16 protein-coding genes are annotated in these 13,632 nt (G+C 40.7%); all 16 read right to left on the reverse strand.

Annotated elements, in window-relative coordinates; all coding sequences use genetic code 11:
• Positions 1 to 48: 48 nt before the first annotated feature.
• Positions 49 to 816: an undecaprenyl pyrophosphate synthase gene (uppS, locus tag RCP16_RS09910; RefSeq protein ID WP_069327348.1), complete on the reverse strand. Its 768-nt coding sequence runs from the start codon at positions 814 to 816 to the stop codon at positions 49 to 51.
• A 66-nt stretch (positions 817 to 882) separates the two neighbouring features.
• Complete coding sequence (frr, locus tag RCP16_RS09915) at positions 883 to 1,437, reverse strand: ribosome recycling factor (RefSeq protein WP_069327349.1); 555 nt, start codon at positions 1,435 to 1,437, stop codon at positions 883 to 885.
• Positions 1,437 to 2,165, reverse strand: a complete 729-nt coding sequence (pyrH, locus tag RCP16_RS09920; protein WP_069327350.1) for a UMP kinase — start codon at positions 2,163 to 2,165, stop codon at positions 1,437 to 1,439. The genes frr and pyrH overlap by 1 nt, the downstream gene beginning before the upstream one ends.
• Before the next feature lie 203 nt (positions 2,166 to 2,368).
• Complete coding sequence (gene tsf, locus RCP16_RS09925) at positions 2,369 to 3,019, reverse strand: translation elongation factor Ts (RefSeq protein WP_069327351.1); 651 nt, start codon at positions 3,017 to 3,019, stop codon at positions 2,369 to 2,371.
• 133 nt (positions 3,020 to 3,152) lie between these two features.
• The gene (rpsB, locus tag RCP16_RS09930; protein ID WP_069327352.1) at positions 3,153 to 3,848 is read right to left on the reverse strand and encodes a 30S ribosomal protein S2; all 696 of its coding nucleotides are present in this window, start codon (positions 3,846 to 3,848) and stop codon (positions 3,153 to 3,155) included.
• A 227-nt stretch (positions 3,849 to 4,075) separates the two neighbouring features.
• The gene (locus RCP16_RS09935) at positions 4,076 to 4,702 is read right to left on the reverse strand and encodes a hypothetical protein (RefSeq protein WP_069327353.1); all 627 of its coding nucleotides are present in this window, start codon (positions 4,700 to 4,702) and stop codon (positions 4,076 to 4,078) included.
• Complete coding sequence (locus RCP16_RS09940; protein WP_069327354.1) at positions 4,699 to 5,298, reverse strand: DUF6115 domain-containing protein; 600 nt, start codon at positions 5,296 to 5,298, stop codon at positions 4,699 to 4,701. Before RCP16_RS09940 ends, RCP16_RS09935 begins: the two co-directional genes overlap by 4 nt.
• 28 nt (positions 5,299 to 5,326) lie before the next feature.
• Positions 5,327 to 5,638, reverse strand: coding sequence for a hypothetical protein (locus RCP16_RS09945; protein ID WP_069327355.1), 312 nt, complete (start codon positions 5,636 to 5,638; stop codon positions 5,327 to 5,329).
• 25 nt (positions 5,639 to 5,663) lie between these two features.
• Positions 5,664 to 7,070 (reverse strand): flagellar assembly protein A, encoded by a 1,407-nt coding sequence (locus tag RCP16_RS09950; protein ID WP_069327356.1) that lies wholly within the window; start codon positions 7,068 to 7,070, stop codon positions 5,664 to 5,666.
• A gap of 34 nt (positions 7,071 to 7,104) precedes the next feature.
• Positions 7,105 to 7,893, reverse strand: coding sequence for a FliA/WhiG family RNA polymerase sigma factor (locus RCP16_RS09955; RefSeq protein WP_069327357.1), 789 nt, complete (start codon positions 7,891 to 7,893; stop codon positions 7,105 to 7,107).
• Positions 7,894 to 7,908: 15 nt separating this feature from the next.
• The gene (locus RCP16_RS09960) at positions 7,909 to 8,358 is read right to left on the reverse strand and encodes a hypothetical protein (RefSeq protein WP_069327358.1); all 450 of its coding nucleotides are present in this window, start codon (positions 8,356 to 8,358) and stop codon (positions 7,909 to 7,911) included.
• Between the two features lie 3 nt (positions 8,359 to 8,361).
• Positions 8,362 to 8,859 (reverse strand): chemotaxis protein CheD, encoded by a 498-nt coding sequence (locus tag RCP16_RS09965; protein ID WP_069327359.1) that lies wholly within the window; start codon positions 8,857 to 8,859, stop codon positions 8,362 to 8,364.
• Entirely contained in the window at positions 8,852 to 9,478 is a 627-nt protein-coding gene (locus RCP16_RS09970) for a chemotaxis protein CheC (RefSeq protein ID WP_069327360.1), read from the reverse strand. Before RCP16_RS09970 ends, RCP16_RS09965 begins: the two co-directional genes overlap by 8 nt.
• A gap of 4 nt (positions 9,479 to 9,482) precedes the next feature.
• Positions 9,483 to 9,944, reverse strand: coding sequence for a chemotaxis protein CheW (locus tag RCP16_RS09975; RefSeq protein WP_069327361.1), 462 nt, complete (start codon positions 9,942 to 9,944; stop codon positions 9,483 to 9,485).
• Positions 9,945 to 9,972: 28 nt separating this feature from the next.
• Positions 9,973 to 12,069, reverse strand: a complete 2,097-nt coding sequence (locus tag RCP16_RS09980) for a chemotaxis protein CheA (protein WP_308642321.1) — start codon at positions 12,067 to 12,069, stop codon at positions 9,973 to 9,975.
• A gap of 44 nt (positions 12,070 to 12,113) precedes the next feature.
• A complete protein-coding gene (locus tag RCP16_RS09985; RefSeq protein ID WP_308642322.1) occupies positions 12,114 to 13,631 on the reverse strand; it encodes a chemotaxis protein CheB in 1,518 nt (505 codons plus the stop codon).
• Position 13,632 lies beyond the last annotated feature (1 nt).

Consider the following 13,632-nt stretch of genomic DNA (forward strand, 5'->3'; position numbering starts at 1 on the left):
CCTCCATCCGAACAAATGGATATTCCCTGCCTATGCAGAGATCACCATTCATTTCAAACCACCATATCTGCGAGTTCTACGCTGGTATTCTAATACCGCTTCGATCATATGCTGCTTGCCAAACTCTGGCCAAAAAATAGGAGTGAACCATAATTCTGTATAGGCAAGTTGCCACAACATAAAATTACTCAGGCGAAGTTCTCCGCTTGTTCGTATAAGTAAATCAGGATCAGGCATCCCTGAAGATTGTAAAACACGTTCAAAACTTTCAGAAGTGATATCTTCGATACGCATTGTACCTTTTTGTACAGCTTGAGCGACTTCTTTCACACCTTCAGTAATTTCATCACGACTTCCATAATTCAGAGCAAAAGTAAGAACCAGTCCTGTATTATTAGCAGTATCACGAATCGCTTTTTCTAAAGGCTCAATCGTATGAGGGGGTAATACATCTTTGTGTCCCATCAAACGAATCTGTACATTTTTTGCAATCAATTCATCCAATTCAGATGCTATAAATTCACCAGGAAGTTTCATCAAAAAATCGACTTCCTCTTTGGGTCTTTTCCAATTTTCAGTAGAGAAGGCATACATGGTTAAATATTGAACTCCCAAGTCATCCGCAGCAATTGTGGCACGCTTTACAGCCTTCATACCATTCTGATGACCCATTACACGCGGTAATCCCAAACTTTTCGCCCATCGTCCATTGCCATCCATAATGATAGCGATATGCTTTGGAATATTATCTTGCGAAAGCTCGGAGGAAACCTGTATCTCTTCCTTTTTCCACCACGAGCGAACACGCTTGAGCATCACTTTTCCTCCATGCGAGTAGTGAAAAGAGACAAACCCCACCTATTCGGAGGGGTCGTAAGTCTCTTACACTTCCATAATCTCTTTTTCTTTTGAAGCTAGTACATTATCAACTTCTGCAATGAATTTGTCTGTAAGTTTCTGCACATCTTCTTGATGACGACGTGATTCATCCTCAGAAATGTCTGTTTTTTCAAGCTTTTTAATATCTTCATTAGCATCGCGACGAATATTACGAATCGCTACTTTGGATTCTTCGCCAAACTTTTTAGTTAATTTAACCAATTCAGAACGACGCTCTTCTGTTAGAGCTGGAATACTTAGACGAACAATGTTACCATCGTTAGCCGGGGTAAGACCCAAGTCTGATTTCATAATTGCGCGTTCAATCTCAGCTAAAGAAGATTTATCCCAAGGCTGAATAATCAATGTACGTGAATCCGGTGTACTGATATTTGCCAACTGATTAAGAGGTGTCAAAGCACCGTAATATTCAACTTGTACACGATCTAAAATAGAAGATGAAGCACGTCCAGCACGAAGCGTGGACAGATCGCGGCTTAAAGCTTGAATAGCTTTCTCCATGCGCTCTTCTGCACTTGTTTTGATTGATTGTGGCATTAATCTACACTCCCTTTAACGATCGTCCCGATCTTCTCGCCGAGCACGACCCGTTTGATGTTTCCTTCTTCGGTAATCGCAAACACGATGAGTGGAATATTGTTATCCATACACAACGATGAAGCTGTAGAATCCATTACACCTAGATTTTGATTCAAGATATCCAGGTATGTAAGTTGTTCGAATTTTTGAGCATTTTCGTCTTTAAATGGATCTGCTGAGTATACGCCATCCACTTTATTTTTAGCCATCAAAATAACTTCTGCTTCGATTTCAGCAGCACGTAAAGCAGCTGTTGTATCTGTAGAGAAGAAAGGATTACCCGTACCTGCTGCGAAAATAACAACTCGACCTTTTTCTAAATGACGAATAGCTCTTCTGCGGATATAAGGTTCTGCGATTTGTTGCATTGCAATAGAAGTCTGCACACGAGTAGGCACTTCAATCTGCTCTAATGCATCTTGCAAAGCTAAAGAATTCATTACAGTGGCAAGCATACCCATATAATCGGCTGTTGCGCGGTCAATACCGTTTGCGCTGCCCGCGATTCCACGCCAGATGTTGCCTCCTCCACATACAATCGCAACTTCTACACCCAATGCGACAACTTCTTTGATCTGATTGGCAATTGAGACGATTGTATCGGCATCAATACCGTATCCGTTTTGACCCGATAATGATTCACCGCTGACTTTCAAGACAACTCTTTTAAATACAGGTTTATTCAATTGTATACCCTCCACTTTGTGAAAATTAGTCCTGATGGTGATAAAGCCGGATAGGGCGCTGATACTGCCTGTTCCGGCTCTGCCATGAGGTTCTCGGAATGATAAGATTTTACAAAAGAAGGAACACAGTCTGTGTCCCTTCCTTCTGTTCTATTCTTAAATCGTGTTCCGGTTATTGTAAATCTTTAGTTCGCTAGTAGCGATTATTGATTTACTTGTGCCATAACTTCTTCAACAAAGTTGTCTTGTTTTTTCTCAAGACCTTCACCTAGTTCATAACGAACGAAGCGACGGATAGAAATATTTTCACCAATTGTGCTGATTTTTTCGTTCAACAATTGATCGATTGTTTTATCAGGGTTTTTAACGAAAGTTTGCTCCATCAAGCAATACTCTTCATAGTATTTACCGATGCGGCCTTCAACCATTTTTTCAACGATTTTTTCTGGTTTGCCTTCGTTCAACGCTTGAGCTTTCAAAATCTCTTTTTCTTTCTCAAGTGCTTCTGTTGGAACTTCTTCACGACGAACATACAATGGGCTAGCTGCTGCGATTTGCATAGCGATATCGCGTGCAAACTCTTTAAATTGGTCTGTTTTACCAACAAAGTCAGTTTCACAGTTGATTTCTACCAATACGCCGATACGACCGCCAGCGTGGATGTAAGATTCAACTACGCCTTCTGTTGCAGCGCGTCCAGCTTTACCAGCTGCTGCAGAAAGACCTTTTTCACGAAGTACGTCTACTGCTTTAGAGATATCACCGTTTGTTTCTTCAAGCGCTTTTTTACAATCTAACATTCCTGCGCCTGTTTTTTCACGAAGCTCTTTTACTGCGCTAGCATTAACTGCCATTGTTGTAACCTCCATATAATTAGAAATTTAGTTTTTTATACATCATCTTAAAAAAAGGGCAGTGAGAGGTTATCCACCTGCCAACCACCCTTTTTATTTTGTCATTCATTTAAAGACATATGAATAGAAACAATTATGCAGTTTGCTCGCCTTGGTTAGCTTCAACCACAGCATCAGCCATTTTTCCAGTCAACAATTTAACAGCGCGAATCGCGTCATCATTACCAGGAATAACATAATCGATCTCGTCTGGATCACAGTTAGTATCAACGATACCTACGATTGGAATACCCAATTTGCGTGCTTCTGCAACAGCGATACGCTCTTTACGAGGATCGATGATGAACAATGCGCTAGGTAAACCTTTCATGTTTTTGATACCGCCCAAGAATTTCTCAAGACGATCTTTTTCTTTGCGAAGCAAGATTACTTCTTTTTTAGGAAGAACTTCAAAAGTACCGTCTTCTTCCCATTTTTCCAACTCTTTCAAACGATTGATACGTTTTTTGATCGTTTCAAAGTTAGTTAGAGTTCCACCCAACCAACGTTGGTTGATGTAGAATTGACCAGAACGCTCAGCTTCTTCTTTAACAGAATCTTGAGCTTGTTTTTTCGTACCAACGAACAATACTGTACCGCCGTCAGCAGCGATGGATTTTACAAAGTTGTAAGCTTCATCAACTTTTTTCACTGTTTTTTGCAAATCAATGATGTAAATTCCGTTTCTTTCTGTAAAAATGTAACGATCCATTTTCGGGTTCCAACGACGTGTTTGGTGACCGAAGTGTACGCCAGCTTCTAAAAGCTGTTTCATGGAAATAACTGCCATATCCATGTACCTCCTATTATTTTGGTTTTTTGTGTGCCTCCGCAAACGTCAACTTTCGGTAAAACTTTTCGTCTGAAAAGCACCTTTACCTGAAATCAGAATGCGTGTGTTTTAACACCATTAGTTAATATATCATATCAAATACATATTGTGCAACACCCAAATTGATTGATATGTAGTAGTCATCATATTCAGACGTGAAGCCGCCTTATAATGCAGCAATCACATTATTGAGACGGCTCATGCGTGATCTTATCAATAATTGAATCCAAATCTTCACCTGCACTCAAATTGAATGTGCCGATTTGTAATTTCGTATTGGCTTTAAGTTCAGAGACCCGATTCACAAATTCTTTTTGGCTATCAATAACACCTTTTGTTTTTAAATTATAAGCGATATCATTTAGCATTTCTCCACTTGTAATCTTAAACGTAGTCGGTGTATTCGGTTGCGTTGGAGAACTTGGAGTGCTTGTTTTTGGCGTTGTAGACTGCGTTGTACTTTTGGTTTCTGTCGACTCTGGTGTGGCTGGATTTTCTGGAGTTGTTGGTTGCTCGCTAGTCGGCTCTTTGGTTGTTGTCTTGCTCGCTTCTGCCTTTTGAGCTTTAGCGGCTTCTTCTTTTTGCTTCTCTTCTTGCTGCAACTGTTTCCATTCATCACTGCTATACACTTTTTCTGTCGAATCATACACCTGCATATTTTGAGTCTGTGCTGCTTCTCTGATCTGTTCAGCGGTTAACTGGGTACCATCTAACATGGTCTGACCATTACCAATATTAAAAAGCTGAAGCAAAACAGCACCGATAATAATTCCTATACCTATACCCATTATTAAAGAACGATTTTTAATCACTTATGATCCTCCTGTTTAGCCAACTGCAAAATCAATTGCACTTCGCCTCGCTGTAAACCTACAGTTTTGGCAATAGTATCAATAGATTTCCCATTTTCATAAAGGGCAAACAGTTCTTGATAACGATCCTGAATACGTTCTGTCGTGTCTGGTTGCTCTTCTACAACCGGTTCACTGTACTGTTGCGCCATTCGTGCAGCTGATTCCCGCAACGCGTCTCCTTGTGTTCCTGTACCCTGTGTTTGCGTATATGCAGGATTCTGCATGGTAGCTACAGGTGGAACAGCAGATGGCATGATAACAGGATCAGGCTTTTGCTCCAGCTGGATCAAGCGTTGTCTCATCTCTGTTAATTGTTCTTGAAGAGCTAACTGCTTGGCAGTAGACTCTTGCTTGATTTTAGAGACTAGATCAATAATTTCTTCATTTTCCTTCTCGATCTCAGCCATGTAATGTTCTAATGTATCCTCGACTTTATCTACTGTAGCCATAGACTGAGCGGTTGCTGCTACATTACGAGCTTTGGGTAACAAAAATCCATATACAATCGCGACTGCTCCGATCAGAACAATATATATCCATCCTGGCAAATTCATTCAACTCACCTTTTGTGTGGTTTAAATTTTAGAAAGACAAATCGATATTTTTACCTTTGTAAGGATGTTCCGCTGGCTTCACTTCTGGATGAGGGTGTTCGTCAGAATGATGCTCACTAGCCGTATGGTGATGTTCTCCGGGTTCTCCATCATGGATAAAGTTAGAGGACGACTCGTTCACTTCTCCGCTACGGTTACGCATACGTTCTGTATGCTCATTGATTTGCTCAGCCAGTAAAGTCTGATCAATCGCCGGACGTAACAAGTGTGCTTGTTGAATTTTACCCACTTCACTGGTTCTAGGAATAGCAATTTGCAATTCAATATTTCGTAAGCTCATCTCAAACACCCCACCTTATGGTTAATTAATGGTTAGAAACCATCACAATATCACCATCATCATATGTGAAGCTAACTCGTTCTGAAGTATCCTTAATATATTTAGTATATCTACCGATAACCACTTTAGAACCACCGAAGATAGTATGAATGACTTCAACTTTAGCTTTCGCCGATTCTTCCAGTGTTCTTTCGATTTCCCAAATACTTTCTTTGATTTCATCATGTTCACGCAGTTGGCTTTTTTTAGTCGCTGATAATTTAATACGCAAAGCCAATTTATCTGAACCAAGTTGTCCAGCAGAAGCAAGTTGATCTAATAAATGAAGTGCTTTTTCTGTTTTTTCCAAATTCTCTACATGGGTTTTTAATTCTTTACGTAGTACACCCAGTTGATTGCGTAATTCAGGAAGAACACCCACTTCAATATCAGTCACCGTAAAGCTGCTATTTCCGATTGTTCGCGCAACAACTGTTTCACCTGCTTGTAATTGTCCACCTACTATTAATCCTTTAGGTCCATTACATACAATCGTTTTACCTGCACGTACATTGGAATGCATAATACTTTGAGATACGATAACCGCTTCGCCCGCTTCTACATTTCCATCTTGAATAAATGAGCTTTTCACATTTACCGCAGCTTTGACTAACCCTTTATGATAACCGATAACTCCGCCTGTGATTTCGATCGAACCCCCTGCTTCGAGTTCTGCACCTTCTACACCACCAACGATACGAATATCACCCGATGCTTTGACACGAAAATTAGATAACACATTACCACGTATAACGACCGTACCTACAAAGTCGATATTGCCTGTATGATAATCAATATCTCCGTTAACTTCATAGACAGGAAATACGTTAATTTTACTTTTTTCGGTCAATGATATCATACCATCTAAAGCAGCATAAATAACGGTATGTTCTGGATTTAATACAATATTTTTACCAACTTTGAATCGAGCTTCTTTGCCCGGTTTGTAAGGAATAGGTTCACCTGTAACCGATATTCCGTCTTCTCCAGGTAATGGATCGATTTTCTTACCGATCATTTGCCCTTTACGAACATTGTTAAGTTGGACTAATTCTTTGTAATCTACTTTACCATCTTGAGTTTCAAGTGGTCTTCTACCTACATCATCAAATGATACGGTATATTCAATTCTTCCATCTATTCCATTCACCGGCTTTTGCCCTTGAGCAACGATTGCTTTGTCCAAAGTATAAGCTTCAGGCTGACTAGAAATTTGTTGTAAAATCATTGAATCGATCCCATGACTCAAACCTTGCGTACGCAAAAATCCCTCCAGTTGTTCGGCTGTGCATTCAAATTCTTCATCAAACTTTGTAAATTCAAGATAAGCGATAGATTTGTCTTCAGAAAAGATAACTTTTAAATATGGGTCTATTGCTAATTGAGAGGTCACGCCTAATTCACCCTTTCATACAAGTAGCGGCGTCTCACATGTCTTGCATTAATAGACCTTTTTGCTTATCCAGTGCTCCACGCAAACGTAGAATAGCTTTGGAATGAAGTTGAGAGATTCGTGATGGTGATAATGACATGACTTCAGCAATCTCACTGAGTGATAGGTCTTCATAATAGAGCAGTGATACAACCGTTCTCTCTTTCTCGGTAAGCTTTTCGATCCCTTTCATAAGCGATTCTTTAAGTACAAAATCGTTTACAGCGCGATCTGGATTTTTGGCTTTCTCATCTACAATCAAAGACATTCTTGTTTCTGATTCTTCTTCACGAATAGGATCTTCCAAAGAAGTAATCGTCATTACAGCTACATCTTGAAGCATATTTTGAAAATCTTTTTCCGTAATATCCAAATAGTTACTAATCTCTGCATCGGATACGGAACGCAAGTATTTTTGCTCTAGTTGCTGATAAGCGTCTTCAATTTTGCGTGCTTTCTCACGTACCGATCTTGGAACCCAATCTCCTTGACGAAGACCATCCAATATGGCACCACGTACTCTCCAAGAAGCATACGTTTCAAATTGAAGTCCACGTTTATAATCAAACTTTTCAATAGCATCAATTAAACCCATGACCCCATTACTCATTAGATCATCTTTAGAAACATTTTTGGGTAATCCAATTGCAAGGCGGCTGGAAACATATTCAACGGTGCCATAGTAGTTTTCAATCAGCTTCTTTTTGGCTTCTACGTTTCCATACTCCTTCCATTGTACCCACAATTCTGAGTGATTTAGATGTGCTGCCTTTTGCTCGCTCAATTGCTTTCACCCTCCTTACTTTTGTGTCAGGTGACGAACAGCCTTCGCCATTTCCTCCGGATCTTGTTGCTTATTTGAAACCAGTTTTGGCGGATTAAGAGGTGCAAAGCCACCCTTGTCCACTGTGTCTGTTGGTTTCGGTGTTAGCAAATCGCTTAACTCCTGATCTTGATCAGGCGTTACTACATCAAATTGGCCCCCTCTGCTTGGATCATCTACGGAAGAATCAGGTTGTCCATTTTCCGAAGAAGTTGGAGTAGAAGGCTTATTCGTGGCTGCACCTGCAGGATTGGCTAGAATCCCAAGAACAAAGCGCAGCACGAATGCCAGAAAAAACCATAATGCAAATCCTAAAACGCCTCTAAATAAGCTAGTGGTCCATAAATTGTTTTCGATAGAAGCAAAAAAGGTAATCAAAAAACCGATTAAGCCTAACCAGAGATTAATTTTAATATTCCCTACCATAGGCTATAATTCCTTCTTACCCATTTGTACGCTTCTTATGAACAAAATCCCAGAAATACAATCCATTTCTATCGTTCGTCCGTAATTAGCGCCAGTATCCTCAGCTAACAATGGAATTTTGTATTCTTCTAAAAACAATTTACACGCTTCCACATTGCGAGGACCAATTCGCATGTGATCACCACCACTAGAAAAGTTAAACATTTGAGCACCGCCAGCCATTTTAGCAACGATTCGTGAGCGCGAAGCACCCAACGCTGTCATTTTGCGAACAAGTTCTGGAAGTGCTGTATCTGCATATTTGGCTATATTCAATTGTCCGTCTCTAGCAATATCCGATGAAGGAAGCATCACATGAGCCATCCCTGCAAGTTGAATGTTTTTGTCATATAGCGTTAGGCCCACACAAGAACCAAGTCCCGTCGTTCGAATAATTCCGGATGTTTTCACGACGTTTAAATCCGCCATACCCACTTTAACAATGTTTTGCTCTTCAATCATCAGTCAATGGAACTCCTAATGATTTAAAAATTTTATCAAAAGATTCAGGGTCCGGAATCAAGAAAAACTGCCCTTCCACTTCTTCTTTTCCTTCTAAGAAAGTCGTATCGATCAACAGTGCATCGTCGCCCATTTCGCCGAATTGGATCAGACCATAATTTAAAATAGCGCCCGCCATATCCATTGCTAAGCCAGGAACAGTCGGTGTCATTGAAAGTTGTGTGAAATCAGCTAATGAAGATAGATACGAGCCTGCCAAAATATTTCCAATCTCAGATAATGCAGATTGTTCCATTTCGTTGAAAAACTCTTCTTCACTTGCTTCAATTCCTGCTAAACGATGAAGTAATCCTTTACCCGCTTCAGGAGTTAGAATAAAGAACAAATTCCCTGGTGCTTCACCTTCTACACGAAAGAAAACAGCAAGTACGATTTGTTCAGGTCCTCCAACTTTATCCGCAATCTTTTCAAAAGGTAAAATCTGCACTTTAGGCACTGCCATATCAATCGGTTTATCTAAAAGTTGGGAAAGGGCAGTGGCTGCATTGCCTGCCCCTATGTTTCCCACTTCTTTTAGAACATCCATTTTGAACCCTTCAAGATCATCAAAAAGGTTCATAAGTTTAGTCCTCGATATTTTCTAGTTGACTGACTTCGCTTCGGTTCAAGACTTCAGCAAGGTTAAGCATAATCAGCAGCCGTTCTTCGTCCAGCTTAGCAACTCCATCAAGATATCTAGCTTTCACTCCACCTACAACTTCAGGCGGTTTCTCAATACGACCACGATCTAGATCCACTACATCATTAGCAGAATCAACGATAAATCCAACTTGAGTGGTATCTACGTCTACAATGATAATACGTGTTTGATCGTTATATTCATTTTCCGGAAGGTTAAAACGTCCACGAAGGTCAATAACCGGAATAACAACACCACGTAAATTGATAACACCTTTTACAAAATCAAATGTTTTCGGTACACGTGTAATTGGTAACATACGTTCAATCGTTTGTACTTTATCTACTTCAATACCGTATTCTTCTTTTGCAAGCTTAAAAACGATAACTTTTATATCTTCTGCCATGGGTAAATCCTCCTTGTTATAAACTACATCACTTGATAAATGCGTTCGGATCAATAATCAAAGCCACTTGGCCATCCCCAAGAATCGTTGCTCCTGAAACCCCTTGAATATCTGGAAGATATTTGCCCAAGCTTTTCAGTACGATTTCGTTTTGACCAATAAAGTTCTCAACAGCTAGTGCTGCTAGTTTGTCACCTTTACGGATTACGACAATTTCTGTTTCTTCTTCTTCACGCTCATCAAAGTCTGGAACTTCGAATACACGGCTCAATGAAAGTAACGGAATATGCGTTTCACGATAAGGAATTAATTGACTACCATGCAAATCACGTACCTGTTTGGATTTGATAATACCTGTTTCCACAATTGAAGTTAATGGAATCGCATATTTCTCTGAACCTACACGAATCAACATCGCTGAAATAATAGACAATGTCAATGGAAGTTGTACAGAGAACTTGGTTCCTTTACCTGGTGTGGAGTACACAGTTACATGTCCGCCAAGTGATGAAATTTTGGATTTAACCACGTCTAGACCAACACCACGTCCAGAAATATCAGAGATCACTTCAGCTGTACTGAATCCTGGTGCGAAAAGAAGTTGATATACTTCTTCATCTTTCATCGTAACAGATTGCTCTTGAGTTACGACGCCTTTTTTGATTGCACTTTGAAGAATTTTGTCGCGGTAGATTCCACGTCCATCATCCTCAATCTCAATAAATACATGATTACCACTATGAAATGCGCTTAGTTTGACAACGCCGGTCTCATCTTTACCTGCTGCAATACGATCTGCAATAGGCTCAACACCGTGGTCAACTGAGTTACGCAGTAAATGAACCAGTGGATCACCGATTTCATCAATAACTGTGCGGTCTAGCTCTGTTTCAGCACCTGTGATAATTAAGTCTAATTTTTTGTCTAATGATTTAGCCAAATCACGTACCATACGAGGGAAACGGTTAAATACAGTATCTACCGGAACCATTCTCAATTTGAGTACGATATTTTGCAAATCACTACTTACACGACCCATATGCTCTACAGCATCTGTTAGTGCAGGTACTTTCACTTCACTTGCAAGCTGTTCTAGACGTACACGGTCAATAAGCAATTCGCTGAACAAGTTCATAAGAACATCCAAGCGATCGATATCTACACGGATTGTACGAGATGGAGCAGCAACCGCTGCTTTGGCAGCCGCTTTCGGTGCAGCTGGTGGCGCTGCTGCGACTTTAGCTTCTTCAACGACTGGAGCTGAAGCAACAGATGCTGTTTCTACAGGCAAGATTTCAGAAGAAATTGGAGATGATTTAGCTGCTGTAGCAGACATTTCTCGCAACGATTCTGCATCCAAGCGTGTCATCGTTACATTTTCAATCTCAGATACGCCCAGGATCATCGTTTTGAGTTCAGCTTCATCTTTTTGCGTGATGTAATAGAGAGAGAAGCTACGATCAAATTTATCCTGTTCGATATCTTGTGTAGAAGGTTCGGATTTGATAACTTCGCCGAAACGCTCTAACATATCAAACACCATATAGGCACGAACCGCTTTTAGTTGACAATCTTCACGAATAAAGACTTCAAGATAAAGCGCTTGATGACCTTCAGACATCGATTGTTCAATAACAGATTGTTGGAACTCATCCAATTGGATTCCTTTGCTCTCTTGAACAATTTCAGCTGGTGTTGATGATGTTGGTGTAGCAGATACTGCTTTAGATGCAGCTGGTGCCATGTCTCCACGTACAATCGCTTGTAAAGATTCTACGATTGCGGTTACATCTGCTTTACCTTCTCCGCCTTGTGTAATATCTTGAACCATTGATTCCAAAGCGTCCAAACTTTTAAACAATGTATCAAAAATAAATTCTTGCATTGCTAATTTTTCATTACGTACCAAATCAAGTACATTTTCCATTTGGTGAGTTAGTGCTGCTAAATCTTCAAAACCCATTGTTGCTGCCATACCTTTAAGTGTATGTGCTGAGCGGAAAATAACTTGGACGATCCCAAGGTCAGCCGGGCTGCTTTCCAATTCCAGCATTTTTTCGTTCAACGATTGTAGATGATCGTTCGACTCATCAATAAACATGTTTAGATATTGATTCATGTCCACCGTGAGACACCTCCTCCATAAGATAGCATATAGCTTGTTGTAAACTATTTAACGATTTGTATAAGTTTAGGCGCAATTTCCGGCAATGGCAGGAGGTGATTGACACATCCAAGCTCTACGGCCGACCGCGGCATTCCGTACACTACACAGGTATCTTCGTTTTCTGCGATTGTAGAGTTTATACCGCTATCATATAAATTTTTCATTTCTCTTGCGCCATCGCTTCCCATACCTGTCATTAATACAGCATGACGCTGTAGCTCGGTAAAAGGTTGGATAGAGGCAAAAAGCGTATCCACTGAAGGGCGATGTCCATTACGTGGTGGTTCTTGTGTAAGCTGTATCCGGTAACTTCCTTGATTGCGAGCGACAGTCATATGATAACCGCCAGGAGCAATATAAGCTGTACCTGCTTGAAGAACCATTCCCTGTTCTGCTTCAACGACAGTAATACGACTTAAACTGTTCAAACGCTGTGCCAGAGATCGTGTAAAATTCGGCGGCATATGCTGAACAATCACAATCGGAGCAGGAAAGTTAGCCGGGATATTTTCTAATAAGCTTTTAAGCGCTCTAGGACCGCCGGTAGAGCATCCAACTGCTACCAACTGACGCCAAGGAGCTGTATTGCGTTCAACGCCTGCTGGGCGATTTACAGCCGGAGTAGACATTGATGGTGAAACAGGTGCTACTGGTTTTTCGATTTCTTTTTTGAAAGAAGCCGCCGCCGGTGGAGTAACCACTGGTTTGGTGCGTTTCGGTTCTTCTTCACGAACAGGCTTAGTCGGTATCTCCGGTTGTTTTTTAACCGGTGTTCCAGTAACAAAGGAAGGCTTAGACACATGACGCGGATCCGCAGGCTTAGGTGCTACAGGACGTTTGTCTTGTGCTTGCTTGTCTGTTGTTACTTCTGGACGTGAAGGACGTGCAGTTGTATTCGGTGTTGGCGATGCTGGTTTGACCTGAAACCGTTCTGGACGACCTTGTTCCAGACGTTTATCAATGTCACGTTTAGATGTTTTTTTCTCAGAAGGGGCTGCCTGAGGTTCTGTTGAAGGTTGTTTGCCTTCTTCTTGCAGCTCTTGACTGTCTTGCAGATATGGCGACGGAGCAACGTCAGCCGCCATGTTTTTTTGTTCAGCTCTTTTGCGGTTTCTTTCCAGTGCATGAACAGCGGTATGAAGTTGTCTTCGTAGCTGTTGCCCAACCTCTTCAATATCCTGCGAATTACTGACCGAAGGCTTACGAATAAAGTCAAAAGCACCATTTTCCAAAGCCATAATTGTTTCACGCATACCCTGCTCATTAATGCCTGATAACATAATTATCGGCAGAGGACGCTGAGACATTATAATTTTTAGTGCTTCTAGCCCATTCATTTCTGGCATTTCTACATCCATTGTAACAACATCGGGTTTAAGTTCGACTACTTTCTTAGCAGCTTCACGCCCGTTATTTGCAGTATCTATCACGTGAAACAGAGGATCTGTCTCAATTAAATCCGAAATGATTTTTCTCATAAAAGGAGAATCGTCAACAACTAATATTTTATAAGTTGTCATA

The sequence above is a fragment of the Paenibacillus nuruki genome, from assembly GCF_963311185.1.
Classification (GTDB): domain Bacteria; phylum Bacillota; class Bacilli; order Paenibacillales; family Paenibacillaceae; genus Saccharibacillus; species Saccharibacillus nuruki.